Raw genomic sequence first — 22,878 nt, 5'->3', positions numbered from 1 at the left:
GGGTGAGCGCCCCTTCGTTCCGATGTCGTCCCTGGTTCCACAGCTATGACGACCCGCGACGACGAAAGGGGACCGGTGACTCCACCCACGACGAAAGTCGCGGGCTTCCTGCGCCGGCGGCTAGGCCGCCGGGCAGCGGGCCAGCCCGGCCCGATGAAGAACGTTCAAGGCCCCGGCGTGGTCGGCGTTCGCGGTGAACCCGCATGCGACGCACTCGAGCCTTGCTTGGGTAAGGCGGTTCTCCCTGGCGACGTGCCCGCAACCTCCGGCGGAAGGCGGGCAGGTACGCGAGGTGTCGCGGGCGTCCACCGGGATCACGCGGCGACCGGCGCTCTCAGCCTTGTCCGCCAGAATTCCCAGGAACAGTCCCCAACCCGCGCCCAGAATGCTCTTGTTCAGGCCCGCTTTGCCCGCAGCGCCGTTGGGCAGGAACACGCCCGCCTGCCCCACGGCGGGCCTGGAGGCGGGCGCCCTGGTCATACCCGCGATGTTGAGTCGCTCGCAGGCGATCGCGTCATGTTCGCGCACGAGTTTCAGGGCAGTCTTGTGGTGGTGATCCAGACGCTGCCGCCGGATCCTGGCGTACAGCTTGGCGACCTTGCGGGCCGCCGCCCGGTGCCGCTTGGTCCGCTGCCGCGTGCGCTTGGGAAAGGTGGCCAAGTGCCGCTGCGCCACGCCCATGTCGATACCTACGGCCGACCCCGCCACCGCAAGTCGCTCGGTGGGCACATCGACACAAGCGACGACCACGAACCAGCGGCGCCCTTCCCGCTTCACGCTGATCGTCTTCACACGTCCCCGGACGGACCGGTGCTGATGCACTCGGATATGCCCGACGCCTTGCAGCCGGACGCGCGTGCGGGCGTCGTTCGGGGTGGAGTCCCAACGGCACCCGTCCCCGTCCCTGGGGAACTCCACCGTGTCGAAGTGCCCAGCACCCTTGAAACGCGGGTAGCCGGGCATCTGCCCGATCTTGACCCGGCGGAAGAACGCCTCGAACGCCCTGTTCAACCGGCGCAGCGTGGCCTGCTGGGAGGAGAACGACCAACGCCCCTGACGGCCGGGATCGAACGCCCGGATCTCCTTCAACTGCGCCGACTGATCCTCCTACCGGATCTTCGTCTTGGACACGTGCCGGTAGGCGTCCCGACGCTCCTCCGTTTAGGCGCCAGGCCTGACCGGCCTTGCTTTGCCAGCGGAAATGCTCTGCCCACACCTGAAGGCAAGAATCTCCACCGTTGGAGGACCGATGGACGAGCAGGCGCTGGCCGAGCGGTTCGACGAGTGCCGCGGCCACCTGCGGGCGGTCGCGTACCGGATGCTCGGATCGCTGGACGAGGCCGACGACGCGGTCCAGGAGACCTGGCTGCGGGCCTCGCGCGCGGGCGCCGGGGACGTCGCCAATGTGCCGGGCTGGCTGACCACGATCGCCGGGCGGATCTGCCTCGACATGCTCCGCGCGCGGCGCCGCCGCGGTGAGGAGTTCGGCGGGCTCGCCGAGCCGGAGCGGGCGGGCGGCCGCGACCCCGAGGAGGAGGCGCTGCTCGCCGACTCGGTCGGGCTGGCGATGCTGGTCGTCCTGGACCGGCTCGGGCCCGCCGAGCGGGTCGCGTTCGTCCTGCACGACCTGTTCGCCGTGCCGTTCGCGGAGATCGCCGGGATCGTGGAGCGCACGCCCGCGACCGCGAAGAAGCTGGCGAGCCGCGCGCGGCAGCGCGTGCACGGGGCGCCCGCGGTGCCCGCCGCCGATCTCGCGCGGCAGCGGCAGGTCGTGGAGGCGTTCCTCGCCGCGTCCCGTTCCGGCGACATGGACGCACTGCTCGCCGTGCTGGCGCCGGACGCGTTCCGGCGGGCCGAGCCGGCGGCGGAGGTCCGCGGCGCCCGCCGCATCGCCGGCGAGACCCTCGCCAACCCGGCGCGCGCCCGCAACGCCCGCCCCGCCCTGGTGGACGGCGCGATCGGCATCGTCGTCGCGCCGCGCGGCCGCCTAGCCGCCGTCCTCCAGCTCGCCGTCGAAGGCGACCGCATCGCCGGCTACACCGTGATCACCGCCCCGGCCCGCCTCCGCCGCGTCTCCCTCGCCATCCTGCGTTGAGTTGCGGCGAGTCGTTGTTATGCGGGCGTCCATAACGACGACTCGCCGCAACTCAACGTGTCTGCTTGCGGACGAGGAGGTGGCCTTGGCGGTGGCGCTCGCCTTCGCCGGGCTCGCGGCGCAGCCGTCCGAGCTCGGTGAACCCGGCCTTCTCCAGCAGTCCGGCGAGGGCGTCGATGGGCCAGCGGTGCGCGGGCGCCACCTTGTGGTCGAACGGGACGCACTCGGCGGTGTCGGAGGCGAAGAAGCCGAGCAGCAGGTGGCCGCCGGGCGCCAGCATCCGGTGGAACGCGGCGAGCACCTCCGGCACCTCCTCCGGCGGGGTGTGGATGATCGAGTACCAGGCGAGGATCCCGCCGAGCGAGCCGTCCGGCACGTCCACCTCGGTCATCGGGACCCGGTCGAACCGCACGCCCGGATGCGCCGCGCGGGCGATCCGGATCATCTCCGCGGACACGTCCGCGCCGAACGCGTCGCAGCCGAGCGAGCGCAGGTGGCCGGTGAGGTGCCCGGGCCCGCAGCCGAGGTCGGCGACCGTCCCGGAGTCCCGGGTGAGCTGCGCGAACGCGTTGATCGAGGCGAGGTCGAGGGGCATGCCGAGGAACGCGGTGGAGAACAGCTCGGCGTAGAGGTCGGCGACGCCGTCGTAGGCGGTGCGGGTGTCGTCCAGGGGGGAGGCGGTCATGGACGACGACCCTACGGCGGCCGGGGCGGGTGCGAGCATGGGGTCATGGCGAGGTCGATCGAGGAGCCGCGGAACGCGCGCAGCCGCCGGTCCCGGGCGGCGCTGCTGCGCGCGGCGCGCGAGCTCGTCGAGGAGCACGGGATGGCGGCGACGACGATGGCGGCCGTGGCGGAGCGCGCCGGGGTGTCGCGGCGGGCCGTCTACCTGCACTTCGCGTCCCGGGCCGAGCTGATCAGCGAGCTGTTCGACTACGTCAACGAGGTCGAGGGCATCGAGGGCCGGTTCGCGACGGTGACCGCCGCGCCGGACGCGGTGACCGCGCTGGAGCGGTTCGCGCACCAGCACGCCGGCTTCGTGCCGAGCATCCTCGCGGTGGCGCGGGCCGTGGAGCGGGAGGCGGGCGACGACCCGGACGCGGCGCGGCACTGGGCGACCGCGATGCGCTGGCGGTACGAGACGAACCGGGCGCTCATGGCGCGGCTCGACGCCGAGGGCGTCCTCGCCCCGGGCTGGACGGTCGGCACCGCCACCGACATGCTCCTCGCGCTCGTCTCCAACGGCGTCAGCGAGACGCTGCTGGTCGACCGCGGCTGGTCGCCGGACGAGGTGGGCGAGCATATGGCGCGCCTCTTGCGGTCCACCTTCGTCGCGGGCGGGTAGGAAGCAGTTGCCGGGGGTCTGGGGGTCGCGCCCCCAGAGTGAACCGACTACCCCCGTTCGGGGGTGGCGTGGGTCACTCCGGTTGTTCCACTATCCCCCTGACCAGGTGTTCGGGCGGCTACGAGGAGAGATCATGCCCGCAGTCGAGTTCCGCGCGGCGCGCGACTTCCTGCTCGCGCATCGCGACGACTACGCGACCGCGTACGAGAAGTTCCGCTGGCCGGTGCTGACGGGGTTCAACTGGGCGCTCGACTGGTTCGACAAGATCGCCGAGGGGAACGACGCGCCGGCGCTGTGGATCGTCCAGGAGGACGGGTCCGAGGAGCGGTACTCGTTCGCGCAGCTGGCGCGGCGGTCGAACCAGGTCGCGAACATGCTGCGGGCCGCCGGGGTGCGGCGCGGCGACCGGATCGTGCTGATGCTGGGCAACCAGGTCGAGCTGTGGGAGACGGTCCTCGCCGCGATGAAGCTCGGCGCGGTGCTGATCCCGTGCACGCCGCTGCTCGGCCCGGCGGATCTCCAGGACCGGCTCACGCGCGGGCGGGCCCGCCATGTGGTGACGGGCTCGGCCGAGACCGGGAAGTTCGGCGGGCTGGAGGGCGAGTTCACGCGGATCGCGGTCGGCGAGCCGGTGGACGGCTGGCTGCGCTACGCCGACGCCTACGAGGGAAGCGACGAGTTCTCCCAGTACGGGATGACGATGTCGTCGGACACGCTGCTGCTGTACTTCACGTCCGGGACGACGGCGCAGCCGAAGCTGGTCGAGCACACGCACGCGTCGTACCCGGCCGGGCACCTGTCCACGATGTACTGGATCGGGCTGCGGCCCGGGGACGTCCACCTGAACATCTCATCGCCGGGGTGGGCGAAGCACGCGTGGAGCAACGTCTTCGCGCCGTGGAACGCCGAGGCGTGCGTGTTCATCTTCAACTACACGCGCTTCGACGCCGAGAAGCTGCTGGACGCGATGGAGCGGTGCGGCGTGACGAGCTTCTGCGCGCCGCCGACGGTGTGGCGGATGCTGATCCAGTCCGATCTCGGCCGGCTGGCCACGCCGCCGCGCGAGGTCGTCGCGGCGGGCGAGCCGCTGAACCCCGAGGTCATCCAGCGGGTGAAGGACGCGTGGGGCCGGACGATCCGCGACGGGTTCGGGCAGACCGAGACGACCGTGCAGATCGCGAACACGCCGGGCCAGGAGGTCAGGCCGGGCTCGATGGGGCGTCCCGTGCCGGGCTACCAGGTCGTGCTGGTCGACCCGGTGACCGGGGAGCGGGGCGACGAGGGCGAGATCTGCCTCGAGCTGGAGGACCGGCCGCTCGGGCTGATGACCGGCTACCACGGCGACGAGGCGCGCACCGAGGAGGCGATGGCGGGCGGCGTCTACCACACCGGCGACATCGGCTCCCGGGACGGGGACGGCTACATCACCTACGTCGGGCGCGCGGACGACGTGTTCAAGGCGTCCGACTACAAGATCTCCCCGTTCGAGCTGGAGAGCGTGCTGATCGAGCATCCGGCGGTGGCGGAGGCGGCGGTGGTCCCGTCGCCGGACCCGGTGCGGCTCGCGGTGCCGAAGGCGTACGTGACGCTCGCGGCGGGCTGGGAGCCGACCGCGGAGACGGCGAAGGCGATCTTCGAGCACGGCCGGGCGCAGCTGTCGCCGTACAAGCGGGTGCGGCTGCTGGAGTTCGGCGAGCTGCCGAAGACGATCTCCGGGAAGATCCGCCGGGTGGAGCTGCGGACGGCGGAGATCGGCAAGCATCCGGGCGCGGGCGACCGGCCGCCCGGCGAGTTCCGCGAGGAGGACCTGCGATGACGCTCTCGTACGCGTCCGGCGTCTCGGCGACGCCGCTGCTCGGCGACACGATCGGCGCGAACCTGGACGGGACGGTCGCCGCGTTCGCCGACCGCGAGGCCCTCGTGGAGATGGCGACGGGCCGCCGCTGGACCTACGACCAGTTCGCCGCCGACGTCGACGCGGTCGCGCTCGGGCTGCGCGACCTCGGCGTGACGAAGGGCGACCGGGTCGGGATCTGGGCGCCGAACTGCGCGGAGTGGATGCTCGTCCAGTACGCGACGGCGAAGCTCGGCGCGATCCTGGTCAACATCAACCCCGCCTACCGGGTGCACGAGCTGGAGTTCGTGCTGAACCAGGCGGGGATCCGCACGCTCGTCGCGGCGGAGTCGTTCAAGACGTCCGACTACGCGGCGATGATCGAGGAGGTCCGGCCGCGCTGCTCCGCGCTGGCCGACGTCGTCCTCATCGGGACGGACGCGTGGGACGCGCTGGTGGAGGCGGGCCGGGCCGGCGACCGGCACCTGCTGCACGGCATCGGCGAGGGCCTCGGCGCGGACGACCCGATCAACATCCAGTACACGTCGGGGACGACCGGGTTCCCGAAGGGCGCGACGCTGTCGCACCACAACATCCTCAACAACGGGTTCTTCGTCGGCGAGCTGTGCGGCTACGACGAGGAGGACCGGATCTGCGTGCCGGTGCCCTTCTACCACTGCTTCGGCATGGTGATGGGGAACCTCGCGGCGACCAGCCACGGCGCTTGCATCGTGATCCCGGCGCCGGCGTTCGACCCGAAGGCGACGCTGGACGCGGTCGCGGCGGAGCGCTGCACGTCGCTGTACGGGGTGCCGACGATGTTCATCGCGGTGCTGAACGAGCCGTCCCTCGACGGCCTGGACCTGTCGAGCCTGCGCACCGGGATCATGGCGGGGTCGCCGTGCCCGGTCGAGGTGATGAAGCAGGTCATCGACCGGCTCGGGATGAGCGAGGTCGCGATCTGCTACGGCATGACGGAGACCTCGCCGGTGTCGACGCAGACCCGCGCGGGCGACTCCCTCGACCGCCGCGTGTCCACGGTCGGGACCGTCATGCCGCACCTGGAGATCAAGGTGATCGACCCGGAGACGGGCGTCACCGTCCCGCGCGGCACGCCCGGCGAGTTCTGCACGCGCGGCTACTCGGTGATGCTCGGCTACTGGGAGGAGCCCGACAAGACCGCCGAGGCGATCGACGCGGCCCGCTGGATGCACACCGGCGACCTCGCGGTCATGGACGGCGAGGGCTACGTCAACATCACCGGCCGGATCAAGGACATGGTGATCCGCGGCGGCGAGAACGTGTATCCGCGCGAGATCGAGGAGTTCCTCTACACCCATCCCGACATCGTGGACGCGCAGGTCATCGGCGTCCCGGACGAGAAGTACGGCGAGGAGCTGATGGCGTGGGTGCGGCTGCGCGAGGGCGCGCCGGAGCTGACCGCCGAGGCGCTGCGCGAGTTCTGCCGGGGCCGGCTCGCGCACTTCAAGATCCCGCGGTACGTGCACGTCGTGGACGAGTTCCCGATGACGGTCACCGGGAAGATCCGCAAGGTGCAGATGCGCGCCGAGGCGGTCGACATCCTCGGGCTCGGCGACGTGGCCTCCCGAGAGCACGCGTGAGGTCGCGCCGGTGCGATTTCCGCGCGCGTGACCTTCCGTGATCGGCCGCCCGCGGGCATGCTGTCCAGCATGGGCGACGACGCCGGGGCGGTCCGGTCGGCGGTGCTGACGCTGCACCGCACGACCGGCCTGCCCATGGTGTTCGGCGGCGCGCTCAGCGGACGGGACCGGCTGCGCATCACCGAGCTGGTCGGCAACACCACCGACTCGCTGAACGGCCTGGTCGTCCGGCACGGCAACGGGCTCGGCGGCAAGGCGATGGCGACGGGCCGGCCGATGTGGGTGAGCAACTACCCGTGCGCGGCGTCGATCAGCCACGACTACGACCGGCCGGTCGGGCGCGAGGGGCTGCTGTCGATCGTCGCGGTGCCGGTCGTGGTGCGGCGGCGGGTGCGCGGCGTGCTGTACGGGGCGCTGCGCGAGCCGCTGTCGCTCGCCGACCGGATCGTCGGCGCGGCCGTGCAGGCGGCCCGCGACCTGGAGCAGGACCTCGCCGTCCGCGACCGGGCCGACGAGGCGCTGGCGCGGACGCCGGCCGTCCCGCCGGACGCGGCGGCGCGGTGGGAGGAGGTCCGCGCGGTGCACGCCGAGCTGCGGGCCCTCGCCGAGCGGGTGCACGACGCGCCGACCCGCGACCGGCTGCGCGCGATGACGCTGCGGCTCGCCGCCGCCGGCCTGGACCCGGACGCGCCGCCGGGCCCGGCGGGCGGCCCGCCGGCCCCGGCGCTGACGCCGCGCGAGCTGGACGTGCTGTCCTACGTCGCGATCGGCTGCACGAACGCCGAGGCCGCCGAGCGCCTCGGGCTGCTGCCGGAGACGGTGAAGAGCTACCTGCGCTCGGCGATGCGCAAGCTCGGCGCTCACACCCGGCTGGAGGCGGTGACCTCGGCGCGCCGCGCCGGGCTGCTGCCCTGATCCCGGGCCTGCTCGCGGCGGGCGGCGCGGCCTCCGGCGAGCGCGGCGGCGCACGCGGCGAGCGCGGTGCCCGCGAACGCGGCCATCACGACGGTGAAGGCGTGCCGGTGCGTGCCGCCGAGACCGAGGTAGAGGGTGCCGAAGACGGCGACGCCCGCGACGGCCGAGAGCTGCGAGTTGGTGTTGACGATGCCGCTGAGGTCGGGCGCGAGGCGGGCCGGGACGTCCGCCGTGGCCCGCCCGAGCTGGGATGCGAAGCCGAGGCCGAGCCCGAACCCGCCGAAGCCGAGCAGCACGACGAGGAGCACCCCGTCCGGGTGCGCGAGCCCGATCGCCAGGTACACGGCGGCGAGCAGGGCGTAGCCGATGACGGGGGCCTGCTCGGCGAGACGGGCCGGGAGGCGCGGCAGCAGCGGTCCGCCGATGCCGAACGCGGCGACCCACGACACCAGCACCAGCCCGGAGAACATCGGGCCCTTCCCGAGGCCCTGCTGGAGGTAGAGCGCGAGGGTGAACAGCATCGCGAAGTACGTCGCGGTGGCCAGCGCGATCGACCCCAGCGACCAGGCGACGACGGGACGGGCGAGCACGCCCAGGTTCACCAGCGGTGACCCGCCGCGCGCCGCGATGCGCCGCTGACGCCGCACGAACCAGCCGGCCGCCGGGACGCTCGCGGCCAGCGAGAGCCACGTCCACAGCGGCCACCCGGCCTCGCGCCCGAAGACCAGCGGGACGACGGCCAGCAGCGCGCTCGCCGACAGCAGCGCGACGCCGCCGAGGTCGAGTCGCCCTCTTCCGGTGCCGGTGTCGCGGGGCAGCAGCCGGACGCCCGCCGCGAGCAGCACGACACCGGCCGGCACGTTCACCAGGAAGGCGGGCCGCCAGCCGAGTCCGAACAGGTCGGCGGAGACCATGACGCCGCCGAGCACCTGCCCGGCGACCGCGCCGCCGGCCAGCGTCATCACCAGCATCCCCTGCGCGCGGGCACGGGCCTTCCCCGTGAAGTGGATCTGGATGCCGGACAGCACCTGCGGCACCATCAGCGCGCCCGCCGCCCCCTGGACGAGCCGCGCCGCGACCAGCGCGCCCGTGACCGGCGCGAGCCCGCACGCCAGCGACGCCGCGGTGAAGGCGGCGAGGCCGAGCAGGAACATCCGCCGGTGCCCGCGCGCCTCGCCGAGCCGCGCGCCGGTGACCAGCAGCACCGCGTACGTCAGCGTGTAGCCGGACACGACGAGTTCCAGCGCGCCGCCCGACGGATGCAAATCGTCCTGGATCGAGGGGCCGGCAACGTTCACGATCGCGGTATCGACGTTGACCATGAACTGGCCGAGCATCAGCACCGCGAGCATCCCGCGCGCATGCCGCAGCGGAGGAACGCGACGGGGAGCATCGTCTGGGGAAGTCATGGCGGGAGAACCCCGCGGAGGCGCGCCCGGTTGCGCGGGCGGCCCGCTCCCGGGAGCGGCGCCCGCCGGGCGGGCGGGGCCGGCGATCGGCCCGGCGACGGGGTCAGCCTTCGTGGTGCGGTGGTGCGACGCGCCGTCCAGTGCAGATCGGCCCCCGTGGCGCACTGCGTGGACGTGACGGCATCACCGCGCACCGGCTGCGCCGGGCCGTGATCGCTCGGTCGTCCCGCCGCGCGTTCCGGCGGGGACGTCCGGCCCTCGAAGGGCGGGGAAAACCGTAACATCCACCGGCCGGATCCGTCGCTCGATCGCGATGCCGGACGGTCAGAACCACGTGCGGACGTAGTCGACGACGACGGGTTCGTCGGCGCCGGCATCGTCCACGACCGGGACGAGCGTCCACTTGTCGAGCGCGGTGCAGGGATGCGACAGGCCGAGCCGGACGACGTCGCCGACCTCGACGGACGCGTCCCGCAGGAAGGCGTGCTGGTCGTTGAGCGCGGTGACGCGCGCTCCGTCGACCGGCACGGCGCCCTTGCCGCAGACGAGCTGCGGCTCGGGCAGGCCGGAGTCGAAGGGGACGTCGCGGCGCCCCACGTCCAGCAGCGCGAGCGCGGGCTCCGGCACGGACACGACGCGCCCCCAGGCGTGCATCGCCGACCGGAACCGCTCGCCGCCCGCCCCGGCGCCCCGGCCGAACGGCGAGATCTCCCGGTAGAACCCGTCGTCGTGGACGAGGTAGGAGCCCGACCGCAGCACCACCCGCGCGTCGAGCCCGCCGAGCACCTCGGCGACCTGGTCGAAGTAGGCGCTGCCGCCCGCGGTGACGATCGGTTCGTCGGTCTCGTACTCCAGCCCCTGGTACAGGTTCGCCATCCGCCGCAGGTAGGCGTCGACGGACGCCAGGCCCTTCTCGGACGCGTCGTGCGCGAGCGCGCCCTCGTAGCCGCCGAGCCCGGCCAGCCGCAGCGCCGGCGCGCGGCGGACGGCGTCGGCGATCTCCCGCGCGTCGCCGTCGTCGCGGACGCCCGTCCGCCCGTTCGGGCCGCCGATCTCCACGCACACGTCCACGCGCCGCTGGGCGCGCGCGAGGCGCAGCGCCTCGTCCATCAGCTCGACCGACCGCACCGAGTCGGCCCAGCAGACGAAGGAGAACTCCGGGTCACCGTCCAGCTCGCCGGCGAGCCAGGCGAGGCCCGCCGGGTCGAGCGGCGCGCCCGCCATCAGCAGGCGGCGGACGCCGAACGCGCGCGCGACGCGCAACTGCGGGAACGTCGCGAGCGTGATGCCCCATGCACCCGCGTCGAGCTGCTTGCGCCACAGCGCGGGGGCCATGGTCGCCTTGCCGTGCGGTGCCAGTTCCATACCGGCCGCGCTCACCCAGTCGGCCATCAACCGGGCGTTGTGGTCGAGTGCGCCGGCGTCGAGGGTGAGCAGCGGCGTGCCGAAGTCGTCCAGTGGCAGCCGGGCGTCCCGCGCCCGCTCCACCGTCATCCCGTGCGCGGAGACCGGGATCGCCTTGAACCGCCAGTCGAGCCGCTCGCCGTCCAGCGCGTCCACGGCGTCGGTGTCGATCCCGGTCACCGGCGTGCCCCTCTCTTGTCGCATCCGTCCCGCAATGCTCCTTCCCTTCCAGGACGAACACCACCCCCCGCCGGGCGCCGGGCGGGCGGACGGAAGCGGTGCGTATCCGCGGGTACGCTGCGCTCCGGCATCGGCCGCCGGGAGGAGGGAACCCGATGAGCCAAAGCCTCGGCCGCGGGCTGAGCATCCTGATCGAGCTCGGGGACCGCCCGCACAACCTGGACGAGCTGGCCGCCAAGCTCGGCGTCCACAAGACGACCGTGCTGCGGCTGCTGCGCACGCTGGAGGCCGAGCGCTTCGTGCGCCGCGACGAGCAGCACCGCTTCCACCTCGGCAACCGGCTCTCCGCGCTCGCCGAGACGCTCGACCGGCGCGAGGTCCGCGACGCCGCCGCGCCGCACCTGGCCCGGCTGAGCGAGGCGACCGGGCACGCCGCCCACCTCGTCACCGGCCCGCCCGCGCTGCTCGACGAGCTGGACGGCGACGGCGCGCCCGCCCGCTACCGCGCCGCGCCGGTCCGCGACGGGTCCGGACGCGTGGTCGCCGCCGTGACCGTCCCCGACCCCGGCGACGGCACCGGCCTCAGCGACCTCGACGCCGCCGCGCGCGCCGTCTCCGCCGACTGCGGGCATCCCGACCGTCGTTGCTGAGCACGCCCGCCGCCACGAGCTCCAGGGTGATGAGCACCGCGACGACCTCGATGGCCAGCAGGCCGATGAGCACCAGCAGCTGCGTCGCGCCCGCCTGGACGGGGTCGGCGCCGCCGAGCAGCACGCCGACGAACGCGCCCGGCAGCGTGACCAGGCCGACCGTGCGGGTCTGGTCGAGGACGGGGAACAGCGCGAGCGCGGCGGCCGGGCGGCACACCTCCATCGCCGCGTCCCGCGGCATCAGGCCGAGCGCGAGCCCGCCCTCGTACTCGCCGCGCCGCGTCGCCAGCTCGTCCAGCGCGCGGCGCCCGGTGAGCCCGGTCGCCGACATCGCGCCGCCGATGAAGATGCCGGCGATCGGCAGCACCGACACCGTCCGGAACGGGACGAGCCGCGTCGCGAGCAGCAGCGCCAGGACGGGCGCGACGCCGGCGACGATCGGCAGCGCCGTCGTCCACGCGCCGGCGCGCAGCGCGCCGGTGATGCGGCGGCCCGCCGTGACCACGGCGATGGCCACCATGCCCGCGATGAACGCGGCGGTGTAGCCGGCGTCGCGCAGCACCGCGGCGATGAGCGCGGACACCGCCGCCAGCTGCACGGCCGCGCGCACCGCGACGACCACCAGGTCCCGGCCGAGACCCAGCCGGCCGAGCCGCGCGAGCGCCGCCGCGACCACCGCGAGCGCGCCGAGAACGATCGCCAGCAGTGGCCCGACCGCGGGCGCCGCGCTCATCCCCACCCCCCGGACCAACGATCTTCTGTTACCGCTCTTCCCATTTGAGGCGATTGTGATCCGCAAGCCGCCTCCGGGGCGCGAAATCCCCGATAGCGTGGGACTTGTGGAGGATGAGGAGGCAGGCGGGACGTCCCGCCGCAAAGCGCTCTGGCTGATGGGGGCCGCCGCCGGCCTCGCCGCCTTCGGGGCGGACGAGGCGCGCCCGTCCCCCGCGTCGCACGCGGCGGCGAAGCCGTCGGTGCCGACGCCGCGGGCCCGGCCCGTCATCCATCCGAGGCCGGCGCCGTCCCCCACCCCGACGCCGCGCCCGGCGAGCTGGACCCCGGCCCGGCTCACCGCGCTGGAGACCCCCGTCCGGGAGTTGACCCAGCTGTCCCCGGCGCCCCCGCCGAAGACCATCGCGCTCACCATCGACGACGGCCCGCACCCGGAGTACACGCCGAAGGTGCTCGACCTGCTGGCCGAGCACCAGGTCCACGCGACCTTCTTCATGATCGGCGAGCAGGTGAAGGAGTGGCCGAAGCTGGTGCGCCGGGTCGCCGACGCCGGCCACCAGATCTGCAACCACACCGAGACGCACCCGATCACCATCGCGGGCATGCCGCGCAAGGGGGTGCAGAAGGAGATGGTGCAGGCGCGCGACCGGATCGCCGACACCACCGGCATCGAGCCGCAGTTCTTCCGCTCCCCCGGCGGTGCCTGGTCCAAGACGATCCTGGACCTCGTCGCCGAGCACAACATGCTGCCGATCGACTGGGCGGTCGACCCGCGCGACTGGTCGCGGCCCGGCGTCGGGCACATCCGCCGGACGCTGCTGCGCGGCAAGGCGGGCAACATCATGCTGTGCCACGACGGCGGCGGCGACCGCTCGGAGACCATCGCTGCGTTGCGCAAGGTCATCCCGAAGATGAAGAAGCGCGGGCTGACGTTCGTGGCGCTCTGATCTCCCGGCGCAGGCCGGCGAACAGGTCGTCCTCCGGCAGTGGCGTCTCGACGTGCGTGCGGGCCAGCCGGTAGTCCTCGGTCGGCCACACCTCCCGCTCGACGTCGCGCGGGTGCAGCATGAACCCGGCGTCCGGGTCGATCTGGGTGGCGTGCGCGAGCAGCGCCCGGTCCCGCACGGCGAAGTACTCCGTGCACGGCACCCGCGTGGTGATGTCGAGCGCCGGCGCGGTGTCCGGCCAGTCCGCAAGGAGCGGCCCGATCGCCGACTCCAGCCCGCGCGCGGTGATGCCGTCGTGCAGCGCCTGGAACCACTGCCGCGAGAACGCGCCCTGGAAGTAGAGCTTCGCCGGTTGCCACGGCTCGCCCGTTCCCGGGTAGCGCTCCGGGTCGGCGGCCGCGTCGAACGCCTCGACCGTCACCTGGTGCGTCTTGATGTGGTCGGGGTGCGGGTAGCCGCCCGTCTCGTCGTAGGTGATGACGACGTGCGGCCGGAACTCGCGGATCAGCGCCACCAGCGGCCGGGCCGCGTCCGCTAGCGGCAGCGATGCGAAGCAGCCTTCGGGCAGTTCCTCGCCGTCGCCCGGTAGGCCCGAGTCGACGAAGCCGAGGAACCGCTGCCGGACGCCGAGGATCCGCCGCGCCGCCTCCATCTCCTTCCGCCGGATCGCCGGCAGGTCCGCCCGCACCTCGGGACGGTCCATCGCGGGGTTCAGCACGCTTCCCCGCTCACCGCCCGTGCAGGTCGCGACCAGGACGTCCGCCCCCTCGGCCGCGTACTTCGCCAGCGTCGCGGCGCCCTTGCTCGACTCGTCGTCGGGATGCGCGTGGACGGTCAGCAACCGCGGACGCTCTCCATGCGTGACGCGCAGGTTCATGCGGGCTCCTTCTTCGAGATGCGGGACGGGTAGAAGAGGGCGGGGACGAGCGTCAGCGCCGAGAGGCCGACCGCCCACCAGAACGTCGCGCCGTAGGCGGCGGCCGGTGCGTGGTGGTCCAGCGACCGTTGCAGGACGATCGCGAGGACCGCCGTGCCGAGCGAGCCGCCGACCCGGTTGAGGGTGTTGACGGCGCCTGCGGCGCGGGCCGTCTCGTCCGGGCGGACGCTCGCGTAGACGGTCGCCATGCCGGGCGCCATCACGACGCCGAGACCGGCGCCCCGCACGATCAGCGACAGCGTCAGCAGCCACCCGGCGGGATGCGCGCCGAGCTGCGTGAACGCGACGGTCCCGGCGAGCGTGAGGACGATGCCGGTCAGGATGAGCGGGCGCGGCGCCGTCCGGTCGGCCAGCCGCGAGGCGAAGAACGTCGCGACGGCGGTGCCGAGGGCCTGCGGGGCGAGCAGCAGCCCGGCCTCCAGCGCGGACGCGTGCTCGACCTGCTGGTAGTACAGCGGCAGCAGCAGCATCGAGCTGTAGAGCGCGGCGCCCTGGAGGAACGAGTTGGCCGTCGCGACCGCGAAGCCGCGCCGCGCGAACAGCCCCAGGTCGATGAGCGCCGCGCCGCGCCGGCGCAGCGCGTGCAGGCCGTAGCCCGCGAGCAGGACGGTCCCGGCGGCGAGCGGGACGAGCACGCGCGCCGCGGCGAGCCCGCCCGCGCCGCCCGCCTCGGAGAACCCGTAGACGACGGCCGCGAGGCCCGGCGACAGCAGCGCCAGGCCGCGCACGTCCAGCCGGCTCGACCGGCCGCCGGCGAACGCGGGCACGTACCGGGCCGCCAGCAGCAGCGTGGCCAGGCCGAGCGGGACGTTCACCAGGAACATCCAGCGCCAGTCGAGCCGCTCGACGATGAGCCCGCCGAGCACCGGCCCGAGGACGGGCGCGAACGTCAGCGGCAGCACGGTGAGGCCGATGACGCGGCCGAGCCGCTTCGGTCCGGCGGCCCGCACGACGATCGACTGGCCGATCGGCTGGATCAGCCCGCCGCCGACGCCCTGGAGCACCCGGAACGCGATCAGGCTCCCGGCCGACCAGGCGAGCCCGCACAGCGCGGACCCGGCGACGAACAGCGCGACGGACGCCATCCACATCGTCCGGGCGCCGAACCGGTCGCTCGCCCAGCCGGCCAGCGGCATCACCATCGAGATGGCCAGCAGGTACCCGGCCGACACCCATTGGAGGGTCGCGATCGGGCTGTGGAAGTCGCGCGCGACCGCGTCGAGCCCGACGCCCACGATCGTCGTGTCGAGCAGGGCGAGGATCGGCCCGAGCACCAGCACGAACGACGTCTTCAGCAGGGCCGGTTCGAGCCGGTCCGGAGCGGCCGCCGCGGGGGCCGGTGCGCGCGAGGGCGCGGTCATGGACACCTCCAAGTAAGTGGAACGAGCCAAACTTTAGGCTCGACACACTTACTTGGTCAAGGCTAATTTTAGGTTCGACCTACGTTCGTGTTCGGCGAGATGGCGAGAACCCCGTGGCACAAGGCGGTCAAGTGGTGGCGTACCGCCGACCGGAATCCTTATGATCACGGTCAACCGCGTCGATCCAGAGGGGTTCCCGCGTGCACGGCCCTCCGCCGCCCCCGTTCCCTGTGCCCTACAACGGCCCGCCTTACGGACCCGCGCATCTGCCACCGCCGCCGGACGGGCAGGGCGGCCCCGCGAGCGACGCGGCCCCGCGCGGCAGGCGGCTGCTGGCGTGGTCGATCGACTCCGGCGTCCTGCTGGTCGCGGCGCTGCTGCTCGGCGCCATGACGTGGGGGCGGCTGCAGTCCTACGTCGCCGAGGACCTGCCGCACAAGGCGTGGTCGGCCGGCATCGAGCTCCTGCTGTCGGGCGGAAGCGTCCAGAAGGCCGCCGGCGAGTTCGGCGCGGGCGTGTGGGGCACGTTCGTCGCCATCGTCGAGCAGGCGCTGCTGCTGCTCGTGCTGGCGGAGCTGCTCCTGCAGTTCGTCGGGACGGCCTGGCTCGGGCGGACGGTCGGCAAGGCCGCGATGGACCTGCGCGTCGCGCACTGCGCCGTCCCGGGCAAGCCGGGCAAGGCGCGCGCCGCGCGCCGGGCGCTGGTCACGACCGCGTCGGGCACCGGCCTGTACGCGCTCGCCTGGGTGCTCCTGCTGGAGGGGCTGTTCTTCTTCGCCGTCCTGCTGTGGCTGCTCGCGATCGCCGCCTTCCTGGCCAACAGCCTGCCCGCCCTCGTCGGCCGGCGGCGCCGCACGCTCGCCGACCTGGTGGGCGGCACGGTGGTCATGCGGGCGGGCGGCTACCAGCGCGCCGTGGCGGCGGCGCGGCAGGGCGCCGTCCTCGCGTGGGACGGCACCCAGGCCGCGGGCCAGGTGGTCGGGCAGGCGGCCCGCGACAACGCCGCGCGGCTCGCCCAGCACGACCGCGTGCGGCAGGCGGTCGAGTCCGAGCAGGCCAGGCGGCTGCAGGAACTCGGCCGCCAGTCCGCTGGGAAGCTGCGCGAGGCCGCGGCGAGCGAGCGCGCGCAGCAGGTGCAGGACGCGGGCAAGCGGCTCGGCGGCCGTTTCAAGGACGCCTACCGGGAGCGCCGGGCGGGCAGGGCCGTCGAGCAACCCGCGCAGCCGGCCCTCCCGCCCCCGCAGCCCCCGTACGCAAGTCCCGTGCAGTACGACGCGCCACAACCGCCGTACCAACAGCAGCCGTACCAACAGCAGCCGTACGAGCAACCACCGCCCGGCCAGAGCCGCTAGAGGACGGGCGCCGGCGGCGCGGGCGCCGGGACGGGCGCGGCCTCGCCGTGCGAGACGCGCGGCAGCCAGCCCAGCCAGCGCGGCAGGTACCAGTTCGCGCGGCCGAGCAGCGCCATCACCGAGGGCAGCAGGACGATCCGCACGACGGTCGCGTCGATCAGCACCGCCACCGCCAGGCCCACGCCGAGCTGCTTGAAGTCCTGCATCGACAGCGTCCCGAAGATCGCGAACGTGGCGATCATGATGACGGCGGCGCCGGTCACGACCCCGGCGGTGGCGCGCACGCCCTCCCCGACCGCGCGGGCGGTGTCCAGGCCCCGGTCGCGGGCCTCGCGGATCCGCGACACCACGAACACGTGGTAGTCCATCGACAGCCCGAACAGCACCACGAACACGAACAGCGGGATCCACGACTCCAGCGCGCCCGCGCCGCGCGTCCCGACCAGCGAGTCGCCCCAGCCGTGCTGGAACACCGCGACCATCACCCCGTACGCGGCGCCGACCGACAGCAGGTTCAGCGCGATCGCGGTGAGCGCGATCGCCACGGACCGGAAGAACACCAGCATGAGCAGGAACGTGACGCCCATGACGAACAGGAACACCGGCACGAGGGCGCGCTTGAGCTGGGCGTTGTAGTCGGTGGACCAGGCGAGCTGCCCGGTCACCGGCGCGTCCGCGACCCGCCCCACGGTCTGCGGGACGATCGTCTTGCGCAGCGTCTCCAGCGCGTGCTTCGAGGCGGCGTCGGACCCGGACCCGGCGAGCGGCACCTCGATCTCCGCGACGTCCGCCTGCCGGTGCACGGTCACCTCGATCGGCGCGTTCATCTCGCCGGACGCCAGGGCCCGCCGCTTCAGCTCCCCGATCGCCGCCGTCACCCGCGGCGCGTCGATGTCGCGCGCCTTCACCACGACGAGCGCGGGCTCGGGATTGCCGGGGAACGCCCTGTTCAGCTCGGTGTAGGTCTGCGCGATCTTCTCGCCGGACGGGATCTGCTGGTCGATCCCGAGCTTGGCGGTCTTCATGCCGAGCGCGGGCGCCGCCAGCGCCAGCAGCAGCCCCGCCGACAGCACGGCCGCGATACCCGGACGGGCCAGGACGGGCTTGAGCAGCGCGCCCACGACCCCGGCGCGCTCCTCGCGGCGGCCGGCGCGACGGCCGGCACGACGGCGCGGCAGCCGGACCCGCCCGAACTCCACCTTGTCTCCGAGCATCGACAGCAGCGCGGGCAGCACGGTCACCGAACCGAGCATCGCGATGCACACGACCAGGATCGTCGCCACCGCGAAGCCCTTGAACATCAGCAGCCCGGACAGGAACATCCCGGACATCGCGACCATCACCGTGAGGCCGGACACCAGCACGGACCGCCCCGAAGTGGCCGCCGCGATCGCCAGCGCGGCCTCCCGGTCCCGGCCGCGCCGCCGCTCCTCTCGCTCCCGCTGCAGGTAGAACAGGCAGTAGTCGACGCCGACGGCGAGGCCCATCAGCAGCATCACCGAGTTCGTCGTGTCGTCGACGTGCACCGCGTGGCTGGCGACGGCCAGCAGCCCGCCCGCCGCGAGGTAGGCGGTGAACGCCAGCACCACCGGCAGGACGGCGGCGAGCAGCGCGCCGAACGCGACGAGCAGGATCCCGATCGCCAGCGGCACGGCCGTCATCTCCGCGCGCGCGAAGTCCTTGCCGAGCGCGTTGTCGAACCAGGCGTCCGCGGTCGCGCCGCCGAACTCGCCGATCCGCACCGACGGGTGGTCGCGCTGGGCCTTCGCGACGGCGTCCTCGATCGCGGGCAGCGGGTCCGGCGCGCCGTCCGGCGCCTCCTTCACCGTGAACTGGACGATCACATGCCGCCGGTCCCGCGCGACCACGTCCGGCTTCAGGTCCGTGACCTTGCCGGTGGCCTGCACGTTCGCGCGGACGGCGGCGACGGCGCGGGCCGTCTCCGGCGCGCCGGCGGGGCCGGTGAGCAGCACGGTCTCCGAGTCGGGGTCGTCGATCCCGGCGTCGGCGATGATCTTTTCCGCGTGCGCGGACGCACCGGCGCCCTGCTCGTGGTCGGCCATCGCGACCTGCCCGGCCGCTCCGCCCAGCACCGAGGCCAGGACGACGAACAGCAGCCAGCCGAGGACGGCCGTCAACCGGTGCCGCGCGCTCCAGCCTCCGAGCGCGGCGGCGACGTTCCTTCTCATGGGGTCCCCTGGGGGTCGTCGGTGCGGGGTGACACCACGAAGCCAACAGGGCCCGCGACCCCGCCGACATGGGCCTGAACGCCGTCCGCAGGTGTACCTGAGTACACCCCTTGCCCGGGTTGCGGGCACACTGTGCCGAGCGGGCGCCGGCCGGAGACTGGACGCACGACGGCAGGCGACGACCGGAGGAACACGGTGAACGGTCAACTGGTGAACGACACCCGGCGGCAGCGGCGGCTCAAGGCGCCCTGGCAGGGGCTCGCGCTGTGGCTCCTGTCGGTCCCGGCCATGTTCGTCGGCCTGTGGTTCCTCACGGTGCTCTCGCTGCTGGCGAGCTTCGTGGGCTTCCTGCTGTTCCCGTCCGCGGCGATGCTCCTGCGCAAGCAGCTCGACGTGTACCGCGACAGGATCGAACGCTGGACGGGCCACCGGATCGAGCGGCCCTACCTCCCCCTGCCCGCACCCGAACCGGGCGTCCGGGGCCTGATGCGGCGCTTCGTCGCGCTGGCCTCCGACCCCGCCACCTGGCGCGACTACCTGTGGGTCGCCGCCGACCCGGTCGTCTCGCTGTTCACCGCCGCGCTGCCCGGCCTGCTCATCGTGTACGGGCTGTGGGGGTACGCGGTCGCGGCGTTCGCCGGCGACATGATCGGCCACTACGGCGGCAGCGACTGGTACGCCTATGTCCGCGTCACCGAGGGCTACGGCCGCGACACCGGGCGGATCGTCTCGACGGTGGTCGTCGCCACGCTGTGCATCGCCGCCGGGTACCTGCTCGGCCCGCCGATGATGCAGGTGTACGGCCGGTGGGGCAAGGCCGTCCTCGGCCCGACCGAGAAGTCCGAGCTCGCGCTGCGCGTCCAGCACCTCACCGAGACCCGCTCGGACGCGGTCGACGCCTCCGCCGCCGAGCTGCGCCGCATCGAGCGCGACCTGCACGACGGCGCGCAGGCCCGGCTCGTCGCGATGGGCATGAGCCTCGGCGCCATCGAGCACCTGCTCGACAAGGACCCGGAGAAGGCGCGGATCCTGCTGGCGCAGACCCGCGAGTCGTCCGCCAAGGCGCTGCACGAGCTGCGCGACCTGGTGCGCGGCATCCACCCGCCGGTGCTCGCCGACCGCGGCCTCGGCGACGCGGTGAAGGCGCTCGCGCTGGACCACCCGCTGGACGTCGAGGTCGCCGCCGACCTGCCGGCGCGGCCCGAGCCGCCGGTCGAGTCCGCCGCCTACTTCGCGGTCTCGGAGATCCTCACCAACGCCGCCAAGCACTCCGGCGCGTCCCGCGTCTGGGTCGAGATGCGCCACGAGCACGGCATGCTGCGCGTCACCGTCACCGACGACGGGCGGGGCGGCGCGAGCATCGGCGGCGGCAGCGGGCTGCGCGGGATCGAGCGGCGGATCGGTACATTCGACGGCGTGCTCGCCCTCAACTCCCCGGTGGGCGGCCCGACCATCGTCACCCTGGAGCTGCCGTGCGCGTCGTCCTCGCCGAAGACCTCGCCCTCCTGAGGGAGGGCCTCGTCAGCCTCCTGGAGACGCACGGCTTCGAGATCGCCGACGCCGTCGACAACGGGCCCTCGCTGCTGAAGGCACTGCTCGACCACCGCCCGGACGTGGCGGTGGTCGACGTGCGCCTGCCGCCGTCCTTCACCGACGAGGGCCTGCAGGCGGCGCTGGAGGCGCGCCGCCGCATCCCGGGCCTGCCGGTGCTGGTGCTGTCGCAGTACGTCGAGCAGCTGTACGCCCGCGAGCTGCTCGCCGACGGCAGCGGCGGCATCGGCTACCTGCTGAAGGACCGGGTGTTCGACGCGGCCGCGTTCGTGGACGCGGTCCGCCGGGTCGCCGCCGGCGGCACCGCGATGGACCCGGAGGTGATCTCCCGGCTGGTCGCCAGCGGCACCCGCCGCACCCCGCTGGGGCGGCTCACCCCGCGCGAGACCGAGGTGCTGGAGCTGATGGCGCAGGGCCGCTCGAACGCGGCGATCGCCGGGCAGCTGGTGGTGACCGAGCGGGCCGTCACCAAGCACACCGCGAACATCTTCGCCAAGCTCGACCTGCCCGTCACCGACGACACCAACCGCCGCGTCCTGGCCGTCCTGGCCTATCTGAATCGCTGATCATTCCGTCTCTGCTCGGGTATTCGCCGTTTTCGGCGGACTATCCGGTGCCCGCCGCAGTGAAATAGGTTGCTCGGCGAGGTTGGCCCTTTGGAGGGCGCGATGACGGTGATCCTGATCCTGCTCTGCCTGGCGATCGCGGGCCGGGAGCTCTACCTGGCGTTCGACCGGAGGCGGACGGCGGGCGCGCCCGAGATCGCCGACATCCGCACCCAGCTCGCCGCGCTCAAGGGCACCCGCGAAGAGCTGGCCCGCTTCCGCTCCGCCGAGCGCGAGCGGCTGGAGCGGCTCACCGCCGGGCAGGAGCGCCAGGACGAGTCGCTGCGCGCGGCCGACGCCCGGATCGGCTCGCTCGTCGAGCAGATCAACGACCGGATGGTGCCGGAGGTCAACGAGCGGCTGACCGCGCAGCAGGCCGCCCTGGAGCGGCTCGCCGGCGACGTGTCCGCGCTGCGCGCCCACCTGGTCGGGCGGCTCGACCAGGCCGTCGCCGCCTCCCTCGGCGCCGAGCCCGCCGACCTGGTCGCCGGGACCCTCACCGCCGCGCCCGAGGACGCCCGGACCGCGCTGACCGGCCCGTACGACCGGTTCCTGGAGCGGTACGGGCTGTGGTGCGAGCTGACCGACCAGGACCGCTACTACCTGTCCGGACGCAGCCCGCGCGGCCTCGAACGCGACTTCATCGAGCTGCTGGCCGTGCTGCGGGGAGACTGCCGGGAGTCCGCCGCCGAGGCCGGGGCCCTGCTGGACGCGCTGCACGGCGCCGAGGAGGCCGTCGTGCAGGCGGGACCGCTGCTGATCGTCCGGACGTCCGGCGCGCTGCTGTGCGGGGTGCTGCCGCTGGCCGAGCTGCGCCTCCCCGAGACGGCCGGGCTGCTGGACGACCCGCCCCGCGCCGCCGACCGCCTGCGCCGCCTCCCCGCCGCCCGCCTCCTCGACGCGTCCTAGCGCGAGGTCCAGGTGAAGCGGGGCGGGCGGCGTTCGAGGAAGGCGGCGATGCCCTCGGCGACCTCGCCGCGCGCCGCGACCTCCTCCAGCCAGCCGCGCATCTTCTCCTCGACCGGGCCGTCGGCGGCGATGGCGTCCACGATGTCCTTGGTCGCCTGCTGGGTCAGCAGCGACCGCGACGCGAGCGTCTCGGTGAACGCGGCGACCCGGGCCGGCAGGTCGGCGGCGATCTCGTTCAGCAGGCCGATCCGCAGCGCGTGCCCCGCGTCGACGAGGTCGGCCGAGTACAGCAGGTACTTGGCGGCGGACGGCCCGACGAGCCGCACCAGCCGGGCCGTCGCCGCGGCCGGGTACACGATGCCGAGCTTGGCGGGGGTGATCCCGAACCGGGCGTCCGGCGCCGCGAACCGCAGGTCGCACGCCGCCGCGAGCTGGCAGCCGCCGCCCACGCAGAACCCCTCGATCGCCGCCAGCGTCGGCTTCGGGAACGCGGCGAGGGCGCGTTCGGCGACCGTCGACAGGTGCGAGTCGTCGTCCCGGTGGATGTCGGGCAGCTCGGCGATGTCGGCGCCGGCGCAGAAGTTGCCGCCCGCCCCGGTCAGGACGACGACGCGGACGCCCGGGTCGGCCTCCAGTCCGTCCAGCAGCGGCGGCAGCGCCCGCCACATGTCCGCCGACATGGCGTTCCGCTTCTCCGGCCGGTCGATGGTGATCGTCCCCACGCCCCCGGCGACCTCGCACCGCACCCCGCCGCCCATGGTCCTCCCTCGCTGCACCGGGGCATCATCGTACGGACCGGCGCCGGGGCCCGTTCCTCCGCCCCGCGGACGACGCGCGCCAC

20 protein-coding genes are annotated in these 22,878 nt (G+C 73.8%); 11 read left to right on the top strand and 9 right to left on the bottom strand.

Going from position 1 to position 22,878, the window contains the following annotated elements; genetic code table 11:
* Nucleotides 1-120 precede the first annotated feature (120 nt).
* On the bottom strand, nucleotides 121-1,089 hold the full coding sequence (locus tag QP089_RS29200) for an RNA-guided endonuclease InsQ/TnpB family protein (RefSeq protein WP_285915739.1): 969 nt from the start codon (nucleotides 1,087-1,089) through the stop codon (nucleotides 121-123).
* Between the two features lie 160 nt (nucleotides 1,090-1,249).
* Here QP089_RS29200 and QP089_RS29195 point away from each other — a divergent pair, with 160 nt between their 5' ends.
* Nucleotides 1,250-2,095 (top strand): sigma-70 family RNA polymerase sigma factor, encoded by an 846-nt coding sequence (locus QP089_RS29195; RefSeq protein ID WP_285915737.1) that lies wholly within the window; start codon nucleotides 1,250-1,252, stop codon nucleotides 2,093-2,095.
* Nucleotides 2,096-2,147: 52 nt separating this feature from the next.
* On the opposite strand, the gene QP089_RS29190 is transcribed toward QP089_RS29195, so the two are convergent.
* Entirely contained in the window at nucleotides 2,148-2,780 is a 633-nt protein-coding gene (locus QP089_RS29190; RefSeq protein ID WP_285915736.1) for a class I SAM-dependent DNA methyltransferase, read from the bottom strand.
* A gap of 45 nt (nucleotides 2,781-2,825) precedes the next feature.
* Between QP089_RS29190 and QP089_RS29185 the strand changes: the two genes are divergently transcribed.
* The 4 genes from QP089_RS29185 (at nucleotide 2,826) to QP089_RS29170 (ending at nucleotide 7,811) form a co-directional block, all read left to right on the top strand.
* A complete protein-coding gene (locus tag QP089_RS29185) occupies nucleotides 2,826-3,440 on the top strand; it encodes a TetR/AcrR family transcriptional regulator (protein ID WP_285915735.1) in 615 nt (204 codons plus the stop codon).
* 133 nt (nucleotides 3,441-3,573) lie between these two features.
* Entirely contained in the window at nucleotides 3,574-5,256 is a 1,683-nt protein-coding gene (locus QP089_RS29180; RefSeq protein WP_285915734.1) for an AMP-binding protein, read from the top strand.
* Nucleotides 5,253-6,896 carry an AMP-binding protein gene (locus tag QP089_RS29175; protein WP_285915733.1) on the top strand — a complete coding sequence of 548 codons (1,644 nt, stop codon included), beginning with the start codon at nucleotides 5,253-5,255 and terminating at the stop codon, nucleotides 6,894-6,896. Before QP089_RS29180 ends, QP089_RS29175 begins: the two co-directional genes overlap by 4 nt.
* A gap of 69 nt (nucleotides 6,897-6,965) precedes the next feature.
* Complete coding sequence (locus QP089_RS29170; RefSeq protein ID WP_285915732.1) at nucleotides 6,966-7,811, top strand: helix-turn-helix transcriptional regulator; 846 nt, start codon at nucleotides 6,966-6,968, stop codon at nucleotides 7,809-7,811.
* Here QP089_RS29170 and QP089_RS29165 read toward each other — a convergent pair.
* Nucleotides 7,757-9,163: an MFS transporter gene (locus QP089_RS29165; RefSeq protein WP_285915731.1), complete on the bottom strand. Its 1,407-nt coding sequence runs from the start codon at nucleotides 9,161-9,163 to the stop codon at nucleotides 7,757-7,759. The two genes, QP089_RS29170 and QP089_RS29165, sit on opposite strands and share 55 nt — an antisense overlap.
* A gap of 381 nt (nucleotides 9,164-9,544) precedes the next feature.
* A complete protein-coding gene (locus QP089_RS29160; RefSeq protein ID WP_285915730.1) occupies nucleotides 9,545-10,828 on the bottom strand; it encodes a type III PLP-dependent enzyme domain-containing protein in 1,284 nt (427 codons plus the stop codon).
* Nucleotides 10,829-10,959: 131 nt separating this feature from the next.
* Here QP089_RS29160 and QP089_RS29155 point away from each other — a divergent pair, with 131 nt between their 5' ends.
* The gene (locus tag QP089_RS29155; RefSeq protein WP_285915729.1) at nucleotides 10,960-11,454 is read left to right on the top strand and encodes a helix-turn-helix domain-containing protein; all 495 of its coding nucleotides are present in this window, start codon (nucleotides 10,960-10,962) and stop codon (nucleotides 11,452-11,454) included.
* Here the strand turns inward: QP089_RS29155 and QP089_RS29150 are convergent.
* Complete coding sequence (locus QP089_RS29150; RefSeq protein WP_285915728.1) at nucleotides 11,387-12,187, bottom strand: ABC transporter permease; 801 nt, start codon at nucleotides 12,185-12,187, stop codon at nucleotides 11,387-11,389. The genes QP089_RS29155 and QP089_RS29150 overlap by 68 nt on opposite strands.
* Before the next feature lie 106 nt (nucleotides 12,188-12,293).
* On the opposite strand from QP089_RS29150, the gene QP089_RS29145 reads away from it, so the two are divergent.
* Entirely contained in the window at nucleotides 12,294-13,133 is an 840-nt protein-coding gene (locus tag QP089_RS29145) for a polysaccharide deacetylase family protein (RefSeq protein WP_285915727.1), read from the top strand.
* Here QP089_RS29145 and mca read toward each other — a convergent pair.
* Nucleotides 13,087-14,010, bottom strand: coding sequence for a mycothiol conjugate amidase Mca (gene mca / locus QP089_RS29140; protein ID WP_285915726.1), 924 nt, complete (start codon nucleotides 14,008-14,010; stop codon nucleotides 13,087-13,089). The two genes, QP089_RS29145 and mca, sit on opposite strands and share 47 nt — an antisense overlap.
* Nucleotides 14,007-15,431, bottom strand: a complete 1,425-nt coding sequence (locus tag QP089_RS29135) for an MDR family MFS transporter (protein ID WP_285915725.1) — start codon at nucleotides 15,429-15,431, stop codon at nucleotides 14,007-14,009. The genes mca and QP089_RS29135 overlap by 4 nt, the downstream gene beginning before the upstream one ends.
* 200 nt (nucleotides 15,432-15,631) lie before the next feature.
* Here QP089_RS29135 and QP089_RS29130 point away from each other — a divergent pair, with 200 nt between their 5' ends.
* Nucleotides 15,632-16,783, top strand: a complete 1,152-nt coding sequence (locus QP089_RS29130; protein ID WP_285915724.1) for an RDD family protein — start codon at nucleotides 15,632-15,634, stop codon at nucleotides 16,781-16,783.
* Here the strand turns inward: QP089_RS29130 and QP089_RS29125 are convergent.
* Entirely contained in the window at nucleotides 16,780-18,972 is a 2,193-nt protein-coding gene (locus QP089_RS29125; protein ID WP_285915723.1) for an MMPL family transporter, read from the bottom strand. The two genes, QP089_RS29130 and QP089_RS29125, sit on opposite strands and share 4 nt — an antisense overlap.
* 195 nt (nucleotides 18,973-19,167) lie before the next feature.
* Between QP089_RS29125 and QP089_RS29120 the strand changes: the two genes are divergently transcribed.
* The 3 genes from QP089_RS29120 to QP089_RS29110 all read left to right on the top strand — a co-directional run bounded on the left by QP089_RS29120 (nucleotide 19,168) and on the right by QP089_RS29110 (nucleotide 22,037).
* Nucleotides 19,168-20,481, top strand: coding sequence for a sensor histidine kinase (locus QP089_RS29120; protein ID WP_285915722.1), 1,314 nt, complete (start codon nucleotides 19,168-19,170; stop codon nucleotides 20,479-20,481).
* A complete protein-coding gene (locus QP089_RS29115) occupies nucleotides 20,445-21,089 on the top strand; it encodes a LuxR C-terminal-related transcriptional regulator (protein ID WP_285915721.1) in 645 nt (214 codons plus the stop codon). Before QP089_RS29120 ends, QP089_RS29115 begins: the two co-directional genes overlap by 37 nt.
* Nucleotides 21,090-21,191: 102 nt before the next feature.
* Complete coding sequence (locus tag QP089_RS29110) at nucleotides 21,192-22,037, top strand: hypothetical protein (RefSeq protein WP_285915720.1); 846 nt, start codon at nucleotides 21,192-21,194, stop codon at nucleotides 22,035-22,037.
* Here QP089_RS29110 and QP089_RS29105 read toward each other — a convergent pair.
* Nucleotides 22,034-22,813 (bottom strand): enoyl-CoA hydratase/isomerase family protein, encoded by a 780-nt coding sequence (locus QP089_RS29105; RefSeq protein WP_353070631.1) that lies wholly within the window; start codon nucleotides 22,811-22,813, stop codon nucleotides 22,034-22,036. The two genes, QP089_RS29110 and QP089_RS29105, sit on opposite strands and share 4 nt — an antisense overlap.
* Nucleotides 22,814-22,878 lie beyond the last annotated feature (65 nt).

The sequence above is a fragment of the Actinomadura opuntiae genome (assembly GCF_030283205.1).
Taxonomy (GTDB): Bacteria; Actinomycetota; Actinomycetes; order Streptosporangiales; family Streptosporangiaceae; genus Spirillospora.
This window is presented reverse-complemented; position numbering and strand designations above follow the sequence as displayed.